At 43.2% G+C, this 24,514-nt stretch carries 25 protein-coding genes; 7 read left to right on the forward strand and 18 right to left on the reverse strand.

Going from position 1 to position 24,514, the window contains the following annotated elements:
- Positions 1-34 precede the first annotated feature (34 nt).
- Together H171_RS17995 and H171_RS18000 are read right to left on the reverse strand one after the other, a co-directional pair.
- Positions 35-1,414, reverse strand: a complete 1,380-nt coding sequence (locus H171_RS17995) for an MATE family efflux transporter (RefSeq protein WP_100306361.1) — start codon at positions 1,412-1,414, stop codon at positions 35-37.
- The gene (locus H171_RS18000) at positions 1,411-2,346 is read right to left on the reverse strand and encodes a nucleoside hydrolase (RefSeq protein ID WP_157803185.1); all 936 of its coding nucleotides are present in this window, start codon (positions 2,344-2,346) and stop codon (positions 1,411-1,413) included. Before H171_RS18000 ends, H171_RS17995 begins: the two co-directional genes overlap by 4 nt.
- A gap of 251 nt (positions 2,347-2,597) precedes the next feature.
- On the opposite strand from H171_RS18000, the gene H171_RS18005 reads away from it, so the two are divergent.
- On the forward strand, positions 2,598-3,257 hold the full coding sequence (locus H171_RS18005; RefSeq protein ID WP_100306363.1) for a LacI family DNA-binding transcriptional regulator: 660 nt from the start codon (positions 2,598-2,600) through the stop codon (positions 3,255-3,257).
- 83 nt (positions 3,258-3,340) lie between these two features.
- On the opposite strand, the gene H171_RS18010 is transcribed toward H171_RS18005, so the two are convergent.
- Positions 3,341-4,594: an IS110 family RNA-guided transposase gene (locus H171_RS18010; RefSeq protein WP_100305291.1), complete on the reverse strand. Its 1,254-nt coding sequence runs from the start codon at positions 4,592-4,594 to the stop codon at positions 3,341-3,343.
- Positions 4,595-5,013: 419 nt separating this feature from the next.
- Between H171_RS18010 and H171_RS18015 the strand changes: the two genes are divergently transcribed.
- Entirely contained in the window at positions 5,014-6,183 is a 1,170-nt protein-coding gene (locus H171_RS18015; RefSeq protein ID WP_242976988.1) for a ribokinase, read from the forward strand.
- Positions 6,180-7,451, forward strand: a complete 1,272-nt coding sequence (locus H171_RS18020) for a M20/M25/M40 family metallo-hydrolase (protein WP_100306365.1) — start codon at positions 6,180-6,182, stop codon at positions 7,449-7,451. Before H171_RS18015 ends, H171_RS18020 begins: the two co-directional genes overlap by 4 nt.
- 266 nt (positions 7,452-7,717) lie before the next feature.
- Here H171_RS18020 and H171_RS18025 read toward each other — a convergent pair whose 3' ends face one another.
- The 10 genes from H171_RS18025 to H171_RS18070 all read right to left on the reverse strand — a co-directional run bounded on the left by H171_RS18025 (position 7,718) and on the right by H171_RS18070 (position 14,484).
- Entirely contained in the window at positions 7,718-8,245 is a 528-nt protein-coding gene (locus tag H171_RS18025; protein WP_242976989.1) for a GyrI-like domain-containing protein, read from the reverse strand.
- Between the two features lie 242 nt (positions 8,246-8,487).
- On the reverse strand, positions 8,488-8,754 hold the full coding sequence (rpsR, locus tag H171_RS18030; protein WP_100306367.1) for a 30S ribosomal protein S18: 267 nt from the start codon (positions 8,752-8,754) through the stop codon (positions 8,488-8,490).
- A 21-nt stretch (positions 8,755-8,775) separates the two neighbouring features.
- Positions 8,776-9,231 carry a single-stranded DNA-binding protein gene (locus H171_RS18035; protein ID WP_038283308.1) on the reverse strand — a complete coding sequence of 152 codons (456 nt, stop codon included), beginning with the start codon at positions 9,229-9,231 and terminating at the stop codon, positions 8,776-8,778.
- A gap of 22 nt (positions 9,232-9,253) precedes the next feature.
- Positions 9,254-9,541, reverse strand: coding sequence for a 30S ribosomal protein S6 (gene rpsF / locus H171_RS18040; protein WP_054741308.1), 288 nt, complete (start codon positions 9,539-9,541; stop codon positions 9,254-9,256).
- Positions 9,542-9,692: 151 nt separating this feature from the next.
- On the reverse strand, positions 9,693-9,890 hold the full coding sequence (locus tag H171_RS18045) for a DUF951 domain-containing protein (protein WP_025230965.1): 198 nt from the start codon (positions 9,888-9,890) through the stop codon (positions 9,693-9,695).
- A 49-nt stretch (positions 9,891-9,939) separates the two neighbouring features.
- Positions 9,940-10,929 (reverse strand): aldo/keto reductase, encoded by a 990-nt coding sequence (locus tag H171_RS18050; protein ID WP_100306368.1) that lies wholly within the window; start codon positions 10,927-10,929, stop codon positions 9,940-9,942.
- Positions 10,930-11,063: 134 nt separating this feature from the next.
- Complete coding sequence (locus tag H171_RS18055) at positions 11,064-12,113, reverse strand: GNAT family N-acetyltransferase (protein ID WP_100306369.1); 1,050 nt, start codon at positions 12,111-12,113, stop codon at positions 11,064-11,066.
- 2 nt (positions 12,114-12,115) lie between these two features.
- Positions 12,116-13,036, reverse strand: coding sequence for a DUF2156 domain-containing protein (locus H171_RS18060; RefSeq protein WP_100306370.1), 921 nt, complete (start codon positions 13,034-13,036; stop codon positions 12,116-12,118).
- A 23-nt stretch (positions 13,037-13,059) separates the two neighbouring features.
- On the reverse strand, positions 13,060-13,464 hold the full coding sequence (locus H171_RS18065) for a hypothetical protein (RefSeq protein WP_100306371.1): 405 nt from the start codon (positions 13,462-13,464) through the stop codon (positions 13,060-13,062).
- Positions 13,465-13,554: 90 nt separating this feature from the next.
- On the reverse strand, positions 13,555-14,484 hold the full coding sequence (locus H171_RS18070) for a helix-turn-helix transcriptional regulator (RefSeq protein ID WP_100306372.1): 930 nt from the start codon (positions 14,482-14,484) through the stop codon (positions 13,555-13,557).
- A gap of 181 nt (positions 14,485-14,665) precedes the next feature.
- Here H171_RS18070 and H171_RS18075 point away from each other — a divergent pair, with 181 nt between their 5' ends.
- Positions 14,666-14,908 carry an HPr family phosphocarrier protein gene (locus H171_RS18075; RefSeq protein WP_157803186.1) on the forward strand — a complete coding sequence of 81 codons (243 nt, stop codon included), beginning with the start codon at positions 14,666-14,668 and terminating at the stop codon, positions 14,906-14,908.
- A 68-nt stretch (positions 14,909-14,976) separates the two neighbouring features.
- Here H171_RS18075 and H171_RS18080 read toward each other — a convergent pair whose 3' ends face one another.
- Together H171_RS18080 and dapA are read right to left on the reverse strand one after the other, a co-directional pair.
- Positions 14,977-16,992, reverse strand: a complete 2,016-nt coding sequence (locus tag H171_RS18080; protein ID WP_166433633.1) for a methyl-accepting chemotaxis protein — start codon at positions 16,990-16,992, stop codon at positions 14,977-14,979.
- 78 nt (positions 16,993-17,070) lie between these two features.
- On the reverse strand, positions 17,071-17,985 hold the full coding sequence (gene dapA, locus H171_RS18085; protein WP_100306375.1) for a 4-hydroxy-tetrahydrodipicolinate synthase: 915 nt from the start codon (positions 17,983-17,985) through the stop codon (positions 17,071-17,073).
- A 120-nt stretch (positions 17,986-18,105) separates the two neighbouring features.
- Here dapA and dpsA point away from each other — a divergent pair, with 120 nt between their 5' ends.
- On the forward strand, positions 18,106-18,939 hold the full coding sequence (dpsA, locus tag H171_RS18090) for a dipicolinate synthase subunit DpsA (protein WP_100306376.1): 834 nt from the start codon (positions 18,106-18,108) through the stop codon (positions 18,937-18,939).
- Between the two features lie 11 nt (positions 18,940-18,950).
- Complete coding sequence (locus H171_RS18095) at positions 18,951-19,529, forward strand: dipicolinate synthase subunit B (protein WP_100306377.1); 579 nt, start codon at positions 18,951-18,953, stop codon at positions 19,527-19,529.
- A 274-nt stretch (positions 19,530-19,803) separates the two neighbouring features.
- Here the strand turns inward: H171_RS18095 and H171_RS18100 are convergent, their stop codons facing one another.
- Positions 19,804-20,349, reverse strand: a complete 546-nt coding sequence (locus tag H171_RS18100; RefSeq protein WP_100306378.1) for a hypothetical protein — start codon at positions 20,347-20,349, stop codon at positions 19,804-19,806.
- 365 nt (positions 20,350-20,714) lie between these two features.
- Between H171_RS18100 and H171_RS18105 the strand changes: the two genes are divergently transcribed.
- Positions 20,715-21,164 carry a LysM peptidoglycan-binding domain-containing protein gene (locus H171_RS18105; RefSeq protein WP_207655239.1) on the forward strand — a complete coding sequence of 150 codons (450 nt, stop codon included), beginning with the start codon at positions 20,715-20,717 and terminating at the stop codon, positions 21,162-21,164.
- Positions 21,165-21,606: 442 nt separating this feature from the next.
- Here the strand turns inward: H171_RS18105 and H171_RS18110 are convergent, their stop codons facing one another.
- Together H171_RS18110 and hemL are read right to left on the reverse strand one after the other, a co-directional pair.
- A complete protein-coding gene (locus H171_RS18110; protein WP_100307575.1) occupies positions 21,607-22,908 on the reverse strand; it encodes an alkaline phosphatase family protein in 1,302 nt (433 codons plus the stop codon).
- A gap of 232 nt (positions 22,909-23,140) precedes the next feature.
- A complete protein-coding gene (hemL, locus tag H171_RS18115) occupies positions 23,141-24,421 on the reverse strand; it encodes a glutamate-1-semialdehyde 2,1-aminomutase (RefSeq protein ID WP_100306379.1) in 1,281 nt (426 codons plus the stop codon).
- Positions 24,422-24,514: the final 93 nt, after the last annotated feature.

Below are 24,514 nucleotides of genomic sequence, written 5' to 3' on the forward strand. Positions count from 1 at the left end.
CCTCCTCTTTTTTGTTTGATTTCTTGCTTTATTTTCAGCACGACGTCAGGTTGCGAATCCATTTCATGGATCGAATCCGCCAAACTCCCACCAGTGCTTCTAATACAATATTAAATTTAATGATTCCAATCACCGCTGCCGCCGGCCAGTCGAAGACAAAAGCGCCTAATGATGCCAGGGGTATGGTAATCAGCCACATCGTAAAGATATCCGTAACCAGCCCAGTCTTCCCGTCTCCCCCGGCCCGCAGAGTGGCAATGATTCCGGTCATCTCCACACCAGAAAACGGCCAGATCAGTGCCAGAATCGCCATAAATTGTATGGCATAAGCCCGGGTCTCATCGGTCAGCCGGTAAAGCTTTGTAAACGGTATCCCAAACAGAATCATTATCATACCCAGTATCGTCCCTCCGACAAAGCCAAGAGCCAGAACACTGTAAGCCTGCTTTTTAATCTCCGTCTTTTTCATACCCGATCCGATCGCTTTACCAATCACAACACTGCTGGCTTGCAGAATTCCATTCATGACGCAGGCAACCAATTGGTAGAATGTGTTTGCAATATTATATCCGCCGACTACACTGATGCTCATCTGACCGGTGATAGCACTTCCTGCTGTCGTTCCCGTTGACCAGATGAACTCATGGACAACAATCGGAATACCAATCAAGTAAAAATTCCTGCTTAACCGTTTGTCCGATTTCAGCAAATCTCTTACTTTCATCTGAATTCTTTTTTCCTTCTTAAAGACAAATACTACCAGGATAGTAAATTCCACCAATCTGGCAATCACGGCGCCCAGGGCCGCCCCCTGAATCCCCATACCAGGAAATCCGAACTTACCAAAAATCAGACAATAATCCAGCAAAATATTTATCGGATATGAAATCACATTGGCAATAAATGATATCTTAACCTGTTCAATTCCCCGGCAACAGGCAAACATCATAGTGCTCATGCCACACGGAAGATACATGAAAGCCGCGATCCGCAGGTAAGAAGTCCCCAATTCGATGATAGTAGGGTCACTGCTGTAAATCCGCATAAATATCTGTGGAAATGTCAGTACCAGAAGTGAAATCACTGTTCCGAAAACAGCAACTGCCCGGATACCTGTCGCAAATAGTATTCTTATCTCTTCCTTGCCCTGGCGCCCCCAATATTGAGCAACCAGTACGCAGCATCCGGCTGAAAAGCCATTGCATAAAGTATAAAAAATAAAAAATATCTGCTGTGCCTGGGAAACTGCTGACATTTGTACCTGGTCAATTCGTCCCAGCATAATGCTGTCTGCCGTATCGACACTAACCCGCAGAAATTGTTGCAGAATGATGGGTACCCCTAACATTAGGATCCTGGAATAAAACTGAGCCTCCCTAATAACTGGAAAGTTTATTCTTTTTACTAAACTCATAGTTCACGGCTGTTTCCAATGCAGCCAATCAACCACTCCTTAAATAAATCGACATGGATATCCATTGCTACTTTCACATTGGGCTTCCGGCCTAGTTTATTTCTTAAATCTACTGCCGTATGTCCCACTGTATAAGAATCCATACACTCAACATCGACAAAGTAATCATTACATATCAGACACTGCGGACACAATGCAGCAGCCAGAGCCAGGGCATCATGCATCACCGCAGCTTCGCCGCCTTTTTCATGCCGTCTGAACATATAATCCAGAATATCGGCTGTCAGCAGCGCAGCTCTCGTTCCCATACTTCTTAAAACTTCTGCATCCTGATGATTCATAATTGCCAGTTCCGTCACATCCAGGCCAACCATAGTGCAGGGAATCCCGGATGCCAGAACCAGCCTGGCGGCAACCGGATCCACCCAGATATTAAATTCAGATGCGGTGGAAACATTCCCTCCTTTTACCGCCCCACCCATAAACCAGATGTGCTTGATCTTTTCTGCAATATCCGGATAAAGCGAAAGAGCAATCGCAATATTGGTCATCGGACCTATGACAAGCAGTTCCAACTCACCATTCCGTTCATCTGCGTACCGGCGGATCACCTCAATTGCATTTTCTTTTGCAAAATCACTGTCCACGGCAGTTGGCAGTACAATATCGCCAAGCCCTGTCCGGCCGTGAGTGTCACCATAGTACGGCGCTCTTAGAAACAGGGGCTTCTCAGCTCCCCGGGCAACCATAATATCAGCGCCAAGATACTCCATCAGGTTCAGATTATTCTGTGAGGTGTACTGGTGCGATACATTACCATTTACCGAAGTAATAGCCGCCAGTTCAATCTCCTGGCTGTATAAAGCAGCTATAATCGCAATTGCATCATCAGTTCCCGTATCACAGTCAATAATAAATGTTCTCTTTGCCATTGCCGTCAACCTCGCTTCCATCTTATTCCTTTGAACTATTTTAATAGGATAACGCTTTCCGAAAGTGTTTATTTTATTAAATAATATCACCTTTTTTGCATTTGTCAATTACTATTATATATTTTTAATAAAAATATACTTTACGAAAACTATTTATTATGTACTTTTTTACATCTTTCCCTATCTTCGTCGTTGACAAATATATCTTTCTGTATCATAATTCATTTATAACAATGAAATGGAGAGTTCTCATGACAATCAAAGAAATTGCCCAATTAGCGGGTGTATCGATATCAACCGTTTCAAAAATCGTAAACGGCAAGGATGACAGCATTAATCCAAAAACACGAGAGCGTGTTCTCGAGATTGTAAAAGAATATAACTATACTCCTTATGCCAGTGTCAAACTTGTTTCTGAGGCCAAGACTTTTGTATTGGGGGTATTACTTAATTCCTTCACCAGATCGAGCCTGTTTTTAAATGGCGCTATTGCTGTTGCTCAAAAAAACGGCTATGGACTTCTGGTCTACGACAGTCTGGGGTCACTGGAAACCGAACTAAAAAACATCACTACACTATGTAAAAGCCAGGTAGACGGTGTAATCTGGGAACCGGTGAATAACGAAAGCAAAGAACAAGTGCATTATTTTAAAAAATATAAAATTGAAGTCTGCCTCATTAATGCCCCATTTGACTCGAATCATTATTTTATCGATTTTACCCAAATCAGCTATGAGGCGACCAAACTCCTCCTTTCTTATGGTCATACAAAAGTAGGCTGCCTGATCAGGCGTGGCAGTATCCGATCAAAATTAGCCCTTGAAGGTTTCAAAAAGTGTCTTCTCGAACATGGGATTCCTTTTCGGGATAACATGATTCTTCCCGAGGAAAAGTTTGAAACTAAAAAGTAGTGGGTAGTCAATAAAATGGCGTATAGCAAACAAGCCATTCACGATTAGTGGATGAAAAAATAGTTACTATTATAGAATCAGGATTAAACAGTTACAGCAGGATCATCAATGATTGTGTAACCTCTTTTCCTGAACAGTTCCAGAGCCTGTGACCTTGTCAGAATCTTGGATTCATTGACAGGGCGATGCTCTAAAAAACCTTCAGAGGTATATGGCTCCAGCTTGCTTAAGATGTTCCAGATAGCGGTCAGGAGCATCTTGCAGACAGCAATGACAGCCTTTTTGTGTCCCCTGCGGGTTTTGATTCTGTGATACCTTTCTTTGAATTCAGGATGCTTTTTGGATTTGAGAAGTGCATTGGCAATCTGAACAAGAAGAGGTTTCAAATAACAGCCGGCGCGGGAAATACGTGTGGATTTCACTTTTCCTGCACTCTGGTCATTGCGTGGACAGCAACCAGCCCATGAGACGAGATTCTTAGATGACTCAAACACCGACATGTCGGGACCAATCTCAGAGAGAATGGCAATAGCGGTCATCGGATTTTTATCGAATCCGGGAATGGTGTAAAGCAAATCCAGAACAGCAGAAAAGGGATCCACAAGCAGAAGTATTTCCTGCTCGATTTCCTTTTTGTGGGCTTCAAGCTCATCGATGTGTGCGAGACATTGACGAAGCTTGACAGCCTGCTCAGGGGAAATGGCACCGTCAACGGCAGCCTGTATTTCTTCAACAGGGGTCTTGCATCGTCTATCGACAAAGGGAGCAACATCAAACGTTTTGCCCGGATGGTCGAGCATGTAATTGGTAATGGAACGGGAAGATTTACCAAAAACATCGCTGAAAACATCATCAAGTTTTAAGTTGGAAACAGTAAGACAGTTCTGAGCCCGGTTTTTTTCACCGGTCAGCATGTTGGTAAGCTTGAAGCGATAGCGTATCAGGTCACGAAGCTGACGGATTTCAGGGGAAGGAATAAAACTGGGTTTGATCATGTCACACATGAAAAGGTCACAAATCCATTTGGCATCTTTTCGGTCGGTCTTATTGCCTTTCTGAGGTTTGGTGTATTTGGGATGGGCAAGTGTAACAAAACAGGTTTTTTCAAGGATGTTAAAGACCGGGATCCAAAACTTACCGGAAGATTCCATACAGACTTCAGAACAGTTATATTTAGCAAGCCAGTCAGCTAAGTCTCTAAGACCTTTAGAAAAGGAAGAGAAGCGGGCTTGCTTATAATCGGTCCGTCCGTTTGTATCAGTGATACCGATACAGGCATAAATCCAGGTTTTGTGGACATCAAGACCACAACAGATTTTACGAAAGATTTTGAACATAGAATACCTCCTGCAAAAATATTAGCAGTGCTGGCAGGGACTGGCCGTCCGGCGAAATCGAGTCAACTTCGGAAGAGATAAGTTTACGGGCTGTTTGTTAGCGCCATTCATTGATGCCTTAACGGACGGCCGACACCATATAACGATACGGGGTTGCCGCTATAGAGCCCCGCCACTCACCTCCCCGGGTTCTGTAGTATGCCAGCGGCCTGCAAAAGGAGTATAACACAAAAACAACAAGCGAGAGTACTAAGGGGCAAAACTGTTTCATAACCCCATTGGTGCCTTTCGCAGAAAGGCGGATTTATAACGATGAATGGCACAATCAGATCTTTGCACATTTACTGACCGGCATTATCAGTACCCATTTTACTTCCGCTCAATTGCTGGTAGAAGATTTAGAAAAGAAAAGACTGCAGATGCCATATAACCTTTCACTAATCAGCTTAAGGGATGATCTGCGGGGGATTACCCAGCCTTCAAAAATATCCAGCATCCGCATTCCTAATTATGAATTTGGTTCTTTTGTTTGTGAACGTCTCATTGAAAAATGCGAAAAGAGGCAGTTCCATACAGAAAATTTCCAGACCGCTTATCCGTTAGAGAACACACACAGCCTGGATGTTCCTTATTTTTCCCAGACCAAGCAGATTGTTGTGGTCGGAAGTATAAACATAGATGTAATCCTGAATGTAACCGAGCTGCCGCAGCCAGGCCAGGTTGCCAGTACAAATACCAGCTTTACCAGCCCCGGCGGAAAAGGTGCCAATCAGGCCGTCGCTGTCGCCAAGCTGGGACATCAAGTGTCCCTGATTGGAAAAGTAGGTAACGATTACGACTCGGCTCTTGTTTATTCCATCATAGAAGAAAACCACGTAAACACTCTGGGAATCCTACGCGACCCCCAGGCCGAGACCGGCAAAGCATATATCCACCTTCAGGACAACGGCGAAAGCACGATTACAATTTTGAACGGTGCCAACGAAACTCTATGCCCGGAAGAAATCCTGATGCATAAGGATCTCTTCCAAAATACCAGCTATTGCTTATTACAAACGGAAATCCCGGAAAATGCCGTCGAAGCAGCCGCCCATCTGGCTCATGAATGCGGTGTAAAAACCATCCTGAAACCAGCTGTAATGAAACAGTTACACACGTCCTTAATGAAATACATCGATATCTTTGTGCCAAATAAGACAGAAGCAGAGCTGCTATGTCCGGAAGAAACCACAATTGAGGAAAAAGCAGAAGCATTTATCAGGCATGGTGCAAAATCCGTTATTATTACCCTAGGACATTTGGGATGTTATATCAAAGATCCGACTTTTACCGGATACCTGCCAGCGGTTCATTTTTCAACGATTGATACCACTGGAGCCGCCGATGCTTTCATTGGTGCATTGGCAGCTTACTTAACTGATGGGTATCCGATTGAGCACGCTGCCCGAATCGCAACCTATGCTGCCGCCTTCAGCGTTGCCAGACAAGGCGTTATACCTGCACTGATCGACCGCAATTCGCTGGAAGCTTACATCAAAAAAATGGAACCCGACATTATTCAGTTTGGAAATAGGGAGGATATTACATGAGAATAAAAAAACAGATGCTGACCGTTTCCTTAGAAAAACAAAAACTAGAATTAAAAGAGCTGGGCCGGACACTTTTTGCCTGTCCTGAAGTTGGATTTAAGGAAGAAAAGACCTCCGCTTATCTCCTGTCATTTTTTCAAAAAAACGGAATCTCCTGTCAGGGTAATCAATCCCTGACCGGTGTCCGCGCAGAAATCGGAGAGCGAAATGGCTCCGGTTATCACATTGCCCTGGTCGCCGATATGGATGCTGTTTATGCCGGTAACGGCGATAAAAAACAAGCGATTCACTCCTGCGGCCACAGCATCCAAGTTGCCGATATGGCTTTTTCCATGAAGCTGATAAAAGAAAGCGGACTGCTGGATGAAACCGGGGGCAGCGTTACTTTTATCGCAACCCCCGCCGAAGAATTCATTGATCTCGATTATCGGGAAGCCCTTGTACAGGCAGGAAAAGTTCGTTTTTATTCAGGAAAGCAGAATCTGATTGCAGATGGTTTCTTTGATGACATTGACTGCATTATATCAGCTCATGTTAATAGCGAAGAACATACCCTCTTTGATATCGGCAGCAGCCTTACTGGTTTTACAAAAAAGCGAATTATTTTTACCGGGCAGGCAGCACATTCCGGAGCATTGGCACACCAGGGGCGCAATGCAATGCATGGAGCCGCGTTATTTATGAATGCATTGTCCTTTTTAAAGGAACAGTTTCCACCAGAAAAGGGAATTCACATTGCTCCGATCATCACAGCATGCAGCGGCAGTGTAAACACCGTCCCAGACCAGGCTGTTTTAGAGACCTATATCCGGGCCAATTCGATCAGCAGCCTTCTTGAAGCCAGCCTGTCACTGGATAGCTGTGCCAGTCATTGTGCTCATGCACTTAATTTAAAAAGTTCGATTGAAAATCAGACCGGATATATGCCGCTTCAACAGTCTGAGCCGCTGCTTAAAGTTGTTTACCAGAATATGCTCAACGTTTGCCCGCCCGAACTGATTCTTAAAAATCAAGTTTCCGGAGCCTCCGGTGACATTGGTGATTTGAGTTACCTCATCCCCTCCGTGCAATTCGGTTTTTCCGGTATTGAGGGACAGATCCACAGTGCCAATTTCAAGATTCGTGATGAAGAAAATGTCTACACAAATGTGGTTCAAGTGGTTTTAGGAACTATATATGATCTGCTGACCAAGAAAGAACTACAGATAAAATATGATGATTATGAAATTCGTAAAAATACATACTTAACGGACTGGCTGGGGATTTAAAAAGATTTTTTAGCCCATAATTTTCTTCTAAATCAGCTATGATACTGTTCTCCATACAAGAACCTCCTTCTTTTAGACATCCCGCTATTACTACAATAAGAGTATATAAAATTAAATACGTATCATAATTGCCATATTCTCCTTACCAGTTAGCCTACTACCACTAACAAGCGAAACAGCTAAACAATGTAACCATAAACAAGGTCAACAAAAAAGGGCCCCGCACTCTCATGTGAGGTCCTTTTCTATCACCGAACATCTTTAAATTAAGTCCAATTACTTTTCTTAACGGGCATAAGGTAGTCTATGATAACCTTTTCACCCCGTTGAAGCGGCTCCGAATAACGTTGACGGGTATAAACTTCGCACCAATAGAAATTTTCATAGTCAATTGCTCCACCGGATTTTTCAATAGCTTCCGCAATCATCAAATATGCTGAATCTAGTATATCTGCAATATTATCGCCTTCGATTTGAACATGCGCGATTAAACCTTTAGGAATATGTTTAGCAAACAGTCCTTCTGGTATTTTTGCATTGATTTGTACAAAGTCACCTATGATGATATTGAAGTTCTGTTTATCGCTAAAATTATACATGAAGCCTATTCCGTCATTTTCGTCTATATCATCACAGCATTTGACATCTGACAGCCTGTTAAGTTTCTCAAATGTATCTCCTTGAAAAAAGTCTTGCCATACTTGACCTGCATTTGAAAAAGAGGTTTCCCGGAACATACCAACCATTAGGCGTTCGTCAGCTTCCTTATAGATGATTTTTTTCATTTCTGCCATAATTTGTTTTCCTCCAATAAATCTCATATCTGAAAAGTTAATCGGAAGGTTATCATTGAGTTTTGTAACATCATTGGAATATGCTTTTTATGAATAAAAAAGACCCCACATTTATGCGAAGTCTTTCCATATCACGAAACTCTATTCCCGGCTGAAAACCAGCCCAGAAAAATCATCCCGATTCAATTATTTTTTGAGTAAAAATCCTTTACCCTACTCACAAACCCTTATAAAATAAGGATTTACTCCATAGTGTAAGGCATAAGAGCGATATGTCTAGCTCTCTTAATTGCAACAGTAAGCGCTCTCTGATGCTTTGCGCAGTTGCCAGTGATACGTCTAGGAAGGATTTTTCCTCTCTCAGACACATATCTTTTTAATTTATTTACATCCTTATAATCAATAACGCCGTTCTTCTCTCCGCAGAATACGCATACTTTTTTTCTTCTGCGCATGCCGCCTCTTTTGAACTTAGCGCCATCAGCTTTGTCATTCTTATTATATGCCATTGGTACTACCTCCTGTTAGATTTAGTTGAATGGAAGCCCTTCGTCTTCGACTCCATCCGGAATATTCATAAATCCATCGCCGATTGCACTGGAGGGTGCCGGTCTGGAGACTGGCTGATAACCGCCGCCGCCTTCTCCGGGAGCTCCGCCCTTGCTGTCTGCGAATTCCTGATCTTCTACAACGATATCTGTTGTATAAACCTTAATGCCGTCTTTATTCGTATAACTTCCAGTCTGGATCCTTCCGGAAATCAGTACTCTCATGCCCTGACGGAAATATTTCTCCGCAAACTCTCCTGCTCTGTCAAATGCAACGCAATTGATAAAATCAGCTGTCTGCTCATTGCCGTCCTGATTCCTGCGGCCTCTGCGGTCAACTGCAAGGGTATACCTTGCGACTGCCATAGCACGCTCTCCCTGGGAATATCTTACTTCTGGATCACGGGTCAATCTGCCCATAAGGATTACTTTGTTCATACGATCACGCTTTCTTTATCTATTATGCCTCTTGTCTTACGCATAAGTATCTGATGACAGGTTCCATAATACGAATGTGTGCTTCCAACTCGTTGGGAGTTGTGGAATCGCCATCAAATTTGATGAAGTAGTAGAATCCTTCTTTCATTTTCTGAATCTCGTAAGCTAATCTCTTCTTACCCCATTCATCAACGTTTGTTACAGCGCCGCCGAAACGTGTGATATAACCTGTAACTTTTTCGATCGCTGCTGCTCTCTCTTCATCCTCGAGCTTTACGTTAAGAACAACGGCTAACTCATACTTGTTCATGCTTCTTTACCTCCTTGTGGTCTCTGGCCCCTGCTTTCAGTTTCAGGAGCAAGGAATCTATATGTCACGGATTAATATTATACCGGAAACATCTGACAAAAGCAAGTCCTTTTCTCATTTTCCCGAACTTTTTCCTTTGATTTCCAGCATTTTAGGTCTTCGGCAGACCATCCTGCCCTTTTAGGCCCCTGGTGTTCTTCTCCACCAGTTTCCTTGGCACCATCACCTGATGGCTGCAGCCCATGCATTTTAATCGGAAATCCGCACCGACTCTCAAAATTTCCCACTCCTGGCTTCCGCAGGGATGGGGCTTTTTAAGTTTCACAATATCTCCAACCTCGTAATTCATATCCTTCACCTGCCCCTTCCGTCCATATCAATTTTCCCCTGCTGCCTGCTTATTTTAAAATAGAATCGATCTTATCTAATTCTTCCTTTGTAAATTTAAGATTGTTAAGACAAGCCGTACTGTCCTCCAGTTGTTTCACGCTGCTGGCACCAATCAGAACGGAAGTCACTGCCTCTTCTCGAAGCACCCAGGAAAGAGCCATACGAGCCAGTGTCTGTCCACGCTCCAGGGCCAGATCATTTAACTGCCTGATCTGATCCAGTTTTTCTTCTGACAGATATCGCCCGCCTACGGTCGTTCCCTGCCTTGCCGCTCTGGATTCCTGAGGAATGCCCTTTAAGTACTTGTCAGTCAAGGCTCCCTGGGCCAGAGGACTGTAGCAGATGCAGCCTACACCGTTTTCAAGGAGAGTGGAAAACAGCCCATCTTCTGCCGCTCTTTCAAACATGTTATATCTTGGCTGATCAATCAGGCATGGAACTCCCATTTCTTTTAACATAAGAACCGCTTTCCTTGCCTCATGATCCCCGTAATTGGAGATTCCCACATAAAGAGCCTTTCCCTGCCTCACAATATCAGCAAGCGTTCTCATGGTTTCCTCTAATGGGGTCTCCGGATCCGGCCTGTGGTGGTAGAAAATGTCCACATATTCCAGCCCCATCCGTTTTAAGCTTTGATCCAGGCTGGCCATTAAGTACTTTCTGGAGCCCCAGTTTCCATACGGTCCGGGCCACATATCAAATCCGGCCTTGGTGGAAATGAGCAGCTCATCCCGGTAATTTCCCAAATCGCCTTTTAAAATCGCTCCGAAATTCTCCTCCGCTTTTCCTAATGCCGGAGAACCGTAGTTATTGGCCAGATCAAAATGGGTGATTCCCATATCAAATGCCCTTAAAAGAATTTCCCGCTGCTCCTGTAAAGGCTTTTCCATGCCAAAATTCTGCCATAAACCCAGGGATACTTTTGGAAGCAACACTCCGCTTCTTCCGCAACGCTTGTATTCCATTTTCTCATATCTGTTTTCCGCTGCCTGATACATACCTATTTCACCTCTTATTTATTTTTATACTTCGCACGGCATCGATTTCTGATGCCGGTTTTTTTCTAAAATATAAGGCGGATTCAAGCGAACCCGCCAAAACTGACCTGCTTCATTCTCCTTTAACGAAAGCTTTAAGTAATTTCGTTAAAAAAGACTCCCTTTAAAGGCCTGATCCGTTCAACCAGAGACCTTCTGTCCTCAGGCACCGTAGGCATACTATATCCAAACAGCCAGGAGGTCATTTCGCTGATCCCCATGGACAAATGTGGCTTGATCCCGGATCCATCCTTTACCGGAATAAGGGAGGAACTATCCTGCCCCAGCTTCCACCGGAACACTCCATCATTCTGGCGGATAAAGTCATCCTTTACCTCAATCAAAAGTTCCATCTCGCTGATCGGGCACTCCTCTTTTAATCGTATCACGGAAACAAACTGTTCCAAATGAATGATCCTGCCCATAACAGCCGGTTTTAAGGGCCCTGTTTTCTTTATAAAATCAGGCAGACATATAAGCTCCCGCTGATTTTCTGCTGTCTCTCCGTAATAAGCCCACACACCGGCCAGTCTTTCTCTCTCATCCCGTGTAAAAAGAAGAATCAGATCTCCTCTGTCGCTTCTGACTTCTCTGCTTAAGTTCAGGTAATATTCCTCATCCCTGAGTGCATAGACCTCATATTTCTTTTCCAACTGCCTTCCTACGAATCTTGCAGCTTCCCTGCATTCATCCGACCGCTCCACAAAAGCACGGCGGCTTAAATGCAGCCGTCCTTTTTCGCTCAGCGCCACTTCCGGAAGATCGCAGATATAGGTAAAATCAAAAGGAAAGTATATCGCCGGATTAGCGGGCACAAGAAAGCAAAATCCCATCCGCTCCATATACATATCAGAAAAACAACGGCTCAAAAGCCGCCTCATATATCCCTGATGGCGGCAATCCGGATCCGTAGCAACACCGGCAATGTAATCAATCTTCCATAAACGGTCCTTGACCACCACCTCATAAGGATTGCGGTGCAGCATAGCTACCACCCGGTCCTCATTCCAGGCAGTTAGAATCTTATTCTTCCGCACCCTGTCCGAATAATAATAATCCATAAAGCTTTGGGAATCTTCAGAAAAAACCTTCTCCCACAACGCCCGGCTCTCGCCTTTTTCTTCCTGCTTCAAATACCGTATCATAATTAAAAGCCCTTCTGAACGACTCCGTATTTTCTTGCAAAGTTAATGGGGTAATAAGACATTTTCGCCTTTCGCAGGCCTTCCATCCCAACATCGTCCTCCCGGTTGATAAGCACCGGATTTTCCGGGAATGCGTGGATCAAAAACTGCTGGTTAATAAACTGGTAAAGCCCTTTCACATTGGGGTCAGCCTTTTCAATGTGGATGACTGCCATGTTTTCAAAGGGATTGTAAGTGCCGATGGTAAAGGCCTTTAAAATACCGTCGATATAAACACCCGCCATCCTTACGTTAAGCACAGAACAGTTCTTCAAAATATCATGGATGCCCATAACCTCATAATCCAACTGTCGGACGAATTCTGCGGCTTCTACCTTATTCTCCCACCATTCATCCAGAAATTCCAGCACATTATCCCGGTCTGAACAGCAAAGGGTTCGGTATTCATACCTGCCCTCATATTCCCTTAAAAATGAGTTTAAATGATTTTTCTTCTTATGGAGCTTTTTCCCTGCCAGGGTTCTCATGGCCTCCCCATCGTATAGATAATCCTTTAAGTCTTCTTGTTCTATGACCTCAAACTTTTCCGGATCCAGCTTTAAGAAATTAATTGCCTCTTCATCCGCAAGATAGATGCGTAGAGGCTTTTTTAATACCTGATTAAAATAATCTACCATTTCCTGAAAATAATGAGGAAGATCCTCTTCTCTGCACATAGGCATTGCAGAAAATGGCTCTCCGTCCTTTTCCATTAAAAACAACAATGCCTTATCATCACTTATAGCATACTTTACATGATAATAATTTCTCCAGATAAAACTGTCTAAATATACACTGTCACAGGTTTTGTTGGGCCGCAAGGCATAAAAAGGCGTTATTTTCTTTATGTCCTCTGCCTCAATCGGCTTAAATTGTAAATTCATAGTCGTTCCCTTCTATATTACTGTTAACTTTTTTTTATAAAATCGATGCCGCATTTTGGACAATGAATGCTGATCTTTCCTTTTCCCCTGGGAATCCTGATTTTCTGCCTGCAATTTGGGCATTTGTAAATATGATATTTCCTGCTTTGCTGAAGCTTAAAACGACATCTCCGGAATACTTCCGAGATCCGAAACCAAATGCGTTCAAATTTTTGATTTTCTTCGAAACGCTTTCCGATATTTTTTGAGAACACGCGAAAATAGCATAAAAATAAAAAAACCAAAGCCGCAATGTTCACCCAACTACTCCGGCTGAACAATCCGGCCGCAAGAAAAACACAAGCTACGGCGTTTAAAAACTGTCCCAGCCTGTCCATACCGTATCTTCCGATCATAAAACGTGTAAAACGTTCTCTAAATCCATTCATCCTGTATCTGCCGCCTCTTTTCACTTTGCCTTAACTATAATAACGTATTGGATGAAAGTCAATGTTCCTGATAAATATTTCATAATCTTTTCAGAATTGGTTCTTAGTCATATCCCTGTACTGCTTGGGCGTCAGGCCATACCGCTCCTTAAACAACCGGTGAAAATAACTGTTGTTTTCATAACCCACTTCTGCAATGATCTCTTCCACTGGCTTCGACGTGGAAGTAAGATAATTTGCTGCCCTCATCATCCGGATAAGCTGCAGGCATTCCGTAAATGTCACTTGATAATGCCGTTTAAACAAACGGCTGATATAATAAGACGGCTGCATGGACAGAGCTGAAAACTCCTCTAAAGTTGCGGTTGGATAATTGTTTTCTAAATATTGATATGCAGTCATTGCGATCTTTTCCTCATATTGGGCCATATCATGCAATTCTGCCTTATCTACATTATAGAACAGCTCCATGATCAATATTCCCATGGTAGCCTGATTAATTTCCTCCCTGCCTTTTTTATCTCCCATCATCGACCAGATCATATTCTCCAGCAAATTCTTTGCAGGCAGCATATCCTGCAAATGAAAATGAAGGTAATCCGCCACAGAATGCTTCCCTGACGCAGACCCGGTAAAAAAGCGGCGCAGAACGCCTCCGTCCTCTATTGTCAGCTCCAGATGGAAGAAAAATTCCGGCAGCAGAAAGAAATGTACAGCAATATCCTCCCTTTCTGCAGGTTCAACGGCATGTCTTGTCCCCTGCCTTATGAGTAAAAGATCATTGGTATCCAGACGGACAATACTGCTCCCATTGATCACATGAACCGTAGACCCGCTGCACATATAAACCAGCTCTATATAATTATGGCAATGATCTGGAATCGGAACCTTGTGAGGCTGGCAGCAAATATCCATCAGCTTTCTCCGGCCCATAGCAGCATCCTCATCAGCCAGGCCTCTCCTTATGTCATTATTGCCTTCTGATGCGCTCCTTAAATATTCCAGAAGTTCTTTTTCCATGCTTCCCTCCAAATGACAAATTTAATGCTTTACCCCGGGCTATTATACCACCATCTCCTCATTATTTGCAAGAAAGGACGGTTTTTATACAAATTTAGACATGGCTTATTTATTATATATTACATATAATCAGCTTGGAATTTTATTCTTATACAAACATCTTTTTTACGAGGTGAGCCACATGAAAAGGTACCCCATCCGCTTAGGAAGTGTTGACGAAGTGACCGCATTCGTCAAAGCAGTCAATCAGTATGACTGCGACATGGATTTATGCAAAGGAAGCGTTATCATTGATGCAAAGTCCTTTCTCGGCCTTATGACCATTTGTCCGGATGCCGATTTGGAGCTTATCATCCATAACAATGACCACAAGGAAATTCTGGACTCTCTGTCCGATTTTCTGCTTGACCAAAAAACAGCATAACCAATACAGAGGTATAAAAAGGAGGCCCGGTAATCCAACGATTTACCGGGCCTCCTTTTTATGGTTTCTCAATGAAACTTAAATTCATTTACCAAATCCTTTAACATCTCTGCCTGGTCGGAAAGCTCCTCGCTTGCAGCTGCCCCTTCCTCCGCAGTCGCCGAATTGGTCTGAACTACGCCTGATATCTGATCAATTCCTACAGATACCTGGCGGATCGCCTCCGACTGCTGTACCGAAGCCTCCGATACCCTTCCTATCATTTCGGAAACAGAATGTGTACTGTCCACAGCATTTGCCAGGGATTCAGCCGCTTCATCCACAAGTCTGGAGCCATTTGCCACTGCTAGAACGGACCCTTCAATCAAATGGGTTGTGCTTTTTGCTGCTTCTGAGCTTTTGGAAGCCAGATTCCTCACCTCATCAGCAACTACTGCAAATCCTTTTCCAGCCTCTCCCGCACGGGCCGCTTCCACCGCCGCATTTAAGGCCAGAATATTCGTCTGGAAGGCAATATCCTCAATAGCCTTAATGATCTTCCCTATCTCGCCGGAGCTTTCATTAATCTCCGCCATGGCTGAGACCAGCTCCCTCATGTGATGGTTGCTGGTTTCCAGCTCCCTGGAGGCAAGGAGTGCCAGTTCATTGGCCCCTGTGGAATCTTTTGCATTCTGCTCGATCTTATGGGAAATATCACCAATTGTTGCCGCCAGTTCTTCCACGGAACTGGCCTGTTCTGTTGCTCCCTGTGCCAGAGCCTGAGAGCTGGCCGAAATGCTTTGGGAACCGTATGCCACCTGCTCAGAAGTTATGGTGATCCGATTCATAGTAGTGGTGAGCGTATCTCTGATCTTGAGCAGGGATCTTTTGATCTTCTCAAAATCCCCCTTATAATCGTACTGAAGCTGGAAAACCAGATCTTTCTCCGCAATCTGGTTTAATACCGCGGCGATTTCATCGATGTAATTCACATAATTCTTCAACTGGCTTACCGTATTCCCCAGGGATGCTGCTACCATACCGATCTCATCATCGCCGGATACATCCACTTGAAGATCAAGCTCTCCCTCAGCAATCCGCTCCGCAATGACGGATAATTTTCTAAGGGGATTGGATATCCCCCTGGCCATTACAAAGATGATCAGAAAAAGGACAAAAGAGCCCAGAGTAAAGATCGTGGTTATAATGCCTATCACCTCTTTTTTAGAGGAAAGCACCTCCGACTGGTGTATGCTTGATAAAACAAGCCAACCCGAATCCCCTACCCGGTTTATGGAGCCGAAATACGGAACCTTTTCCATGGTATAATCGTAATTTCCAACCTCCTGGCCTGCAAATGCATCCTTGATGTTCTGGGAAACGTCAATCTCAGAAATCGTCTTCTGGATCAGATCATTGTTGGGGTGATACACAATCTGGCCGCCTTCTGTTGCCAGGATAACGGAGCCGGTCTTCCCTATCTTATAATTGCCTAAAATCGTAACTAACTGGGATAATTTTATATCAACCCCCATCACACCTAAGGGCTCCCCTGTTTTGCTGTTAAACACTCCGCTGACAGCGCTGACTATGGTCTGACCTGTGCTGACATCCACATAAGGCTCCGTCAGGACCGGATGATCCAGTTCCATGGCCCGGTACCAGGGCCTACTGGAAATATCCCATCCGTCTTCCGAGGTAAAATTATCCGACTGGGTCACCTGGCTTACATCCAGATCCGCAATCCATGCCGCCAGGATATTTTCCTTATCCGTTGCCTGAATATTATCAAGGGTTTTCTTTATCTCCGGATACCCCTCACAGTCCGGCAGCCTTACCTTTCCGGAGGCATTTGTGAGAAAGGCTTCCGCCTGGCTGCTGGCAGCCGCGCTCTTAACCTCAGCCAAATAAAAAGTCAGGAATGAATTCACCTGGTTTGCTGCCGCAAGGGAAGCTGAGTCCAGCGTCTGTATCGACTGGACCTGCATGCTCTTACCTGCCTGACCTGAAATGAAAACTCCTGACAAAACAAAAATAAATACAACTGGAATGGAGATACCGAATAGCAACTTCGTAAAAATATGTTTTTTTCTTTTGTGCTTCATAGACATCCGTCCTCCTTTGTTTAGTTACAATAAATATAGCACGGCAAAAACAGCTATGCAACAGAAACGATAACAAATTTAAGGCCGCTGCATACTGCTATCCTTCAAATGCGGAAAATAAGACTTCATGACCTGTTTTAACATCTCTTTATCCTTATCCTTCATCCGGGTAAGAGGAAGCCTGTAGCTTTCCTCACACAGCTCCAGAAGGGACAGAGCTGCCTTTACCGGCACAGGATTTACGTCCATAAACAGGGCATTCATCATAGCAAGCAGCTCCAGCTGCAAATTTCTGCTCTTTTCTATTTCACCTTCAAAAAAATACTGACATATCATATGGGTCTCAAAAGGCATGATATTGGCTAAAACAGAGATCACTCCCTTGCCCCCCAAGGAAAGGATGGGCACAATCTGGTCATCATTCCCCGAATAGAGGTCGAGCCTGTCACCACAAAGGGCAGCCGTTTTTGCAATACCGGAAATATTTCCTCCCGCCTCCTTAATGGCCCGGATATTGGGGTGTTCCGAAAGCTTTAAATAGGTTTCCGGACTAATATTAACCCCGGTACGGGTCGGGACATTATAAAGTATGATGGGGATCTCCACGCTGTCTGCCACTGCCGTAAAATGCTCAACCAGCCCATGCTGGGAGGTTTTGTTATAATACGGAGTCACCTGCAAAAGTGCGGACGCCCCTAAGGACTGGGCCTTTCGGGACAAGCGCACGGCGTGGGACGTACAGTTGCTTCCGGTCCCCATGATCACGGGAACCCGGTGATTTACATAATGCACCACAAATTCGATCAGTTCCAGCTTTTCCTTTTCTTCCAATGTAGCGGATTCCCCTGTGGTCCCATTAACCACAATGGCATCCGTGCCATTGTCCAGCTGAATTTTCAACAACTTTTCCATTGCCTTAAAATCCAGGTTTCCATGGCTATCCATGGGCGTAACGATGGCTACTGCTGAGCCTTTAAAAATCGCATCTTTCATAGGCACTCATTCCCAAAATTAGAGGTTCATACTAACAAAAGTATGACAAACATCCCTTGTTGGTACCATACACAAATCATTTTTTTTATCATATAAACCATTATAAGGAGTGATGACCATATGTATAATTTTCTTCTTTTAGGCGGCGATTCCAGGCAGCTTTATTTAAACCAGATATTAACCAAAAACGGCTTTCAAACAACCCTTCACAATAGCAGCGAGGATTCCTCATTTTCCATGGAAGAAGCTATAAGAAACTGCAATGTCATACTTTGCCCCATCCCATTTACCAGGGACAAAATCAACCTGGTTTCCGACAACGGCATGACCGATCTGGGTATCGGGAATCTATTGAACCTATTGACCTCAGACCATACCCTTTTCGGCGGAAGCATCCCTGCCTATGTAAAAGAATATGCCAGGGAAAACGGCATTGCATGTTTTGACTATATGGACATGGAGGATATCACCGTAAAAAATACCATTGCGACCGCAGAAGGCGCCATAGCCGAGGCCATTCGGTTAAGTCCAGGCTGCCTTCACAAAAGTAAATGTCTTGTGACCGGCTTTGGCCGGTGTGCAAAAACCCTGGCGCTGAAATTAAAGGGCATGGATGCTGAAGTAACCATTGCCGGCCGAAAGGAAATACAGCTTGTCCAGGCTGCCTCCATGGGATTTCATGCCAGAGCGCTTTGTGATCTGTCCCCGGTTATAGGGAATTATGAGTTTATCTTTAACACCATCCCAGCCCTTGTCATTGAAAAAAATCTGATTCGTTCCATGAATCCGGACGTAACGGTCATTGATATCGCATCCGCCCCCGGCGGCGTTGATTTTGCTTTCTGTAAGCAGCAGAATATCCGCGCCAAGCTTAGCCTGGGACTGCCTGGAATCTACGCTCCCCAGTCATCTGCGGAAATTTTATATGAAGCAATTGTTAAATCTCTGTCATAAAGGAGTGTCATATGAAGCTGGAAGGAATGAAAGTAGGCCTGGCGATCACCGGGTCCTTTTGTACTTTTGATAAAATAGAAAAAGAAATAAAAGTTCTGGTGGATAAAGGAGCCGATATATACCCGATCTTTTCCACCAATGTACAAACAACGGATTCCCGTTTCGGAGATACCGGGGAATACATGAATCGAATCTCAGCCATGACAGGCAATAATCCTATCCTTAGCCTGGAGGAAGCGGAGCCTATCGGCCCCAAAGGCTATCTGGATATCCTGATCATCGCCCCCTGTACCGGAAATACCCTGGCGAAGCTGGCCAACGGCATCACGGATACCCCAGTGCTCATGGCGGCCAAAGCCCACTTAAGAAATTCCAAGCCCCTGGTGATTTCTCTCTCCACCAATGACGCCCTTGGAATTAATTTTAAGAATGTGGGCGAATTGTTTAATGTTAAAAATATCTATTTTGTTCCCTTTGGTCAGGATGACCCAGTGAAAAAGCCTAATTCCATGATTGCACACACAGAACTTATTGCAGATACGCTGGAATATGCTTTAGACGGGAAACAGATTCAGCCAGTTATTTTTTAATCTCTGTAACAGGCATAGGAGATGTGAGCTGGACCATCCCAACAGCTACTGCTGTGGTCACGGCAGCGCTAAGCGGAACTCCTGCCCATTCCTGACAGTGGGTTGCTACCGGTAAATCAAGCATTGCACATAAGGGAATGATCACTGCCGGGGGGGATCGTGGCATGAAATGCAGTGAATAAGGAATTTACCGATAACAGCCAGCCTTTTATATTTGTTTTTAATATAAAAGGCTGGCTGTTTTTTAATAACACTTTTCGATATCCTTTTCCTTCTATCCATTTATAAAAAGGCGGCTCATATAGCTTCTGGCATCATATAAATTATTTCTATCATTTGTATCATCTTGGTTAAAACTCATGATATATTGTGCTCTTGATTGGTCATATATTTTAAATCCGAATTGCTTATATATTTCTAGAATTGGATCGGATTTATAAACAAATAAAAATATCGGCTTGTTTACCTGTTTGGAGAGGGTCGTAATATGCTTTAGATAAAATGCTTCTATCCCTTTCAGCTGAGCAGGTCTGGTGAGGTAAAGGGATATCTCACAAATCTTATCCGGTAGTTCATTAAATGCGAAAAAGCCAATTATTGTATTGGATAGCAGTATCTTTTTGAAGCAACTATACTTTAACATTCTATGAAAAACAGCTGTGTTTAATATAACTTGTATATCATCGATCCAGCCATCATTGTATTCATCTATGTATTTCTTATGGCAGGTTCTTTTTATTTCTATGTATTTTTCCATGTCATTTTCAACCGTATCTTGTAAGGAAAATCCTTTACCAATTAAGTCCTCCGATAATACCATATGTCCTCCAGACTGCCTGCAGTCATTTGCCTGTTTACAAACTCATGATTTATGGTTCATGAGACAGGTAATGGCTGGTGAGCTATTTTGAATTATTATATTGGTATTATCATAATAGCTTGGGCAAAAAAATATTACCATGTTTTTATTTTGTACTATATCCGTTTCATCTTTCAGGATATGGTGTCCCATCAAATGGAGTCCTGTCCGTCAAATAAATTGAAATTTGGCCAAGAATGACAGGTACTTTTCCGTTTTCTAAGCATAACATAAGACAAATTGTTTTATTGAAAGGCAGTAATATTATGGCTACTTGTCCTCAAGGACTGTTTCCTTATACCATTAGACGCGGTGATACACTATGGATGATTGCACAACGTTATTATACTTCCGTTGCTGCTATTAGAGCGGCAAATCCAGGATTAAATCCACAGAACTTAACAGTGGGGCAGACCATTTGCGTCCCGGCAAGAAGAGCTCCCCGTCCTCCGGTTCCAACTCCACCGAGCCGTTGTCCAGAAGGTCTTCGAACCCATGTCGTTCAGCGAAATGATTCTTTATGGCTTCTTGCTCATCGATACTGCACCACCGTAGATACCATTATGGCTCTGAATCGCGGCTTAACTCCCGGTAATCTGAGAGTAGGTCAGGTAATCTTAATCCCGGCCGGATTCAACCTATCCAATCTACCTTTCTGGTTCCGTTCCATGGATGTCCAGGATTTCTCTCCGGAGAAAATGACTGATAACAGGGATATGACCTACTCTCCGGAAGAAACATATTCCTATACTACTGATTCCGGCGATACGCAATAACTACTTTTTCAATAATCTCAGAATGCGTGATGAAAATCATAGCCGTGAAATTCGCATATATCCTGTCATTCTGTATATCAGGTGTGTGAACAGCATTATCAGGTAATGGAAACGTTTTACAAATTTAACTCCAACTTTCAATCAAGGTTTGAAAGTTGGAGTATTTTTCTTAAGTTGCATTTTTGGCATGGTTTTATCTGGCCTCCGGGCTATAGGATGCACTATCCACGTCTGGACAACTTTCGCTGTTTGTTATCCACAATCATACGGCAGTTCTCAACTAGCTGCATCGAGCTTCTTAATATTAAGCTTTTAGGCTTAGCCATCGTCAAAGCAAGCATAACAGCTATTCCTCCTTAATGTGAAAAAGCTTTTGTGTTCCATCTCCACACGCCTTGAGTGAGTAAAAATAATGCCGAAAAGGCATACTTCTCCAGGCGTTTTACGCTTTCGTATTAATTCTGAATATCTCATCCAACACTCTGCCGTCACAAGGACCGAAATCAATGCCGAGAATTGCTGCAATCGTAGGAGCTATATCTACCATCTGAATTTCTCCCAACTGGTATTCTTTCTTAATACAATTTCCTGATACTACAAAGCCACATCGATACTCTGGTTTCTCTGGTGAATACCCATGAGTTGCATACTTTCTATTCTCTTTTTCCAAGTCAGTCACAAGGGACCCGGTAAGGCTGTCATCAAAACAGTATCCAGTCTTTGCTTCCAGCATATACCCAGAAACCGGGAACGCATGAAAACGTTTCAGTTCTTCTCTGGTATAGATCCTCTCAATACCTAGGTTCTTCTCTTCTGCCGCTTTTAGAAGAATCTGCAGCACACGCTGCTTCGCCTCCTCGTCATTTTCCTTTAAGTGCAAATAGGCAGACCCACCTGCAGACTGTATATAGGCTCTCCAAAACATTTTCCCTTGTTCTTCATAAATAAGGCCTTCTTCTTTTAACAATTGATTCAGCTTCACCTTGTACCTTACATTTTTCTGCCCATGATCACCCAACACCAGAAAAACCGTTTCTTCAAAAATGCCTGCCTCCCGAACTGCCTCGATAATCTTACCGATTCTTTCATCCATCCGGATCAGAACTTTGTCAATCTCAGGGCTATCTGTTCCATAATGATGCTTCGCATCATCCAGCTCAATGAAGTGCATCATCAGAAGTTCCGGTTTTTTGCTTAGAATGGTGTCTTTTCCGCACATGGCAGTAAAATCATCCAGGTAAGGCTGTTCAATCCCTTTTCTTGATTTTCCATATTTATTCTCAAGACCCATGCAAAAAAATGGACTTCCATTTTTTAATATCTTAATAGGTTGATTCTCACGTCCGATTGCCTTTATCTCTGGAAGATTATAGCGAATGGAGGCCTTTCCGGTAACAGGCCACAGGATTCCGGCTGATTTCATTTCACAATTTCTCATAGCATCATACACAGCAGGTGCCTTGATATCCTTTTTAAACCAGAACCACGCCTGTTCTTCTTCATCAATGAAAGGCTGAAGAGGGTTATTATGATAGATTTCATGCTTATCCGGATAAACGCCGGTCACCATAGTGGTATGCACTACATAAGTAAGAGTCGGAAACACGCTTTTTAATTTTGTACTGAACGCACCGCTATTTATTAATTGGGAAAGGTTGGGAAGCCGACTTGCCTTTTCCCAGTTATCTTCAGAAAATGCATCATAGGAGATCATTACCAAATGCTTTGCTTTTCCTTTGCTCATTTTTCCAGCTCCATCATCTTTCATCATTTATTTGTTCTTTAGGAAGTGTCATAAAAATCACTAATCCAATTAAAAAAAGAGGAATAATTCCTAAAATACTCCATCTGGCATTGCCGGTAATAAGAGTCCCCACCATAAAGCAGTAATGATAAATCCGATCTGATATCCGATTGACTTGTCCAGCCCCAAAAGAAATATAAGCACCAATAGAAAATATTGGATCCTGCAAACTTTATATTGACTTTAAATATTGATCAATGACAAGAAGTGTGTTTTCAATATCCTGATGAGTATGAGCATAAGAAAAGAACATTGCCTCAAATTGAGCAGGTGCTATATATACTCCATGTTCTAACATAAATCTAAAATATCTTGCATATTCCTTCGTATCTGCCATCTTTGCTGTCTCATAATCCGTAACCTTAGAATTTGCAAAGAAAAAACACGCTAATGAACCTATCCCAGTCACTTGATACTTCATATGATACCTACCAAATAACGTATTTACTGTATTCCTAAAATACTCTCCAAGATCATTAATCTTAGTATAAACCTCCGGATGTTCCTTCAAATACTTAAGCTGAGCCATACCTGCTGCCATAGCTACCGGGTTCCCACTTAAAGTTCCTGCTTGATATACCGGACCAACTGGTGCCACCATTTCCATAATTTCCCTTCGTCCACCATAGCACCCCACAGGCATACCACCACCAATAATTTTTCCAAATGTTGCTAAGTCTGGCAGGATATTATAGTAACCTTGTGCTCCGCTTAAAGAAAGTCGGAAACCTGTGATTACTTCGTCAAAAATCAGAAGTGTTTTATGTTTCGTACATAATTCTCTTAGACCTTGCAAAAATCCCTCTTGTGGTAATACAACCCCCATATTAGCAGCCACCGGTTCTACAATAACTGCAGCGATTTCATCCTTATTCCGCTCAAATAACTCAATAACGCTATCCAGATCGTTATACTTTGCTTGTAATGTGTCTTTTACAATATTACCTGGAACTCCCAAACTGTCCGGAATTCCAGCAGCCATTACTCCAGACCCTGCTTTTACTAATAAACCATCGCTATGACCATGATAGCAGCCTTCAAATTTAATAATTTTACTTCTTCTTGTATATCCTCTTGCAGCTCGAATGGCACTCATTACTGCTTCTGTTCCTGAGTTTACCATTCGTACCATTTCAAAGCATGGAACAATTTCACACAATAGTTCTGCCATTTCAACTTCAACTTCTGTAGCAGCGCCATAGCTTAAACCTTTTTGTGCTGCTTCTATCACTGCCATTCGGATAACTTCATGATTATGACCTAGAATCATCGGCCCCCATGAATTTATATAATCAATATATTTATTTCCATCCACATCATAGATATATGCCCCATTTGCCGACTCAATAAAACGCGGACTACCGCCGACTGATAAAAATGCTCTTACCGGGCTATTTACTCCACCTGGAAGGTGTTTTACTGCCCGTTCAAATAATTGTTCTGATTTAGTCATTAACCAATTCTCCCATCCTTTATAAATTTGGCAAGTTCTTTTCCATAGTTTATTGCCATGTACGAATCAGTGGATTTGTTCTTAATATTCTCG

It is taken from the genome of [Clostridium] celerecrescens 18A (assembly GCF_002797975.1).
Lineage (GTDB): Bacteria > Bacillota > Clostridia > Lachnospirales > Lachnospiraceae > Lacrimispora > Lacrimispora celerecrescens.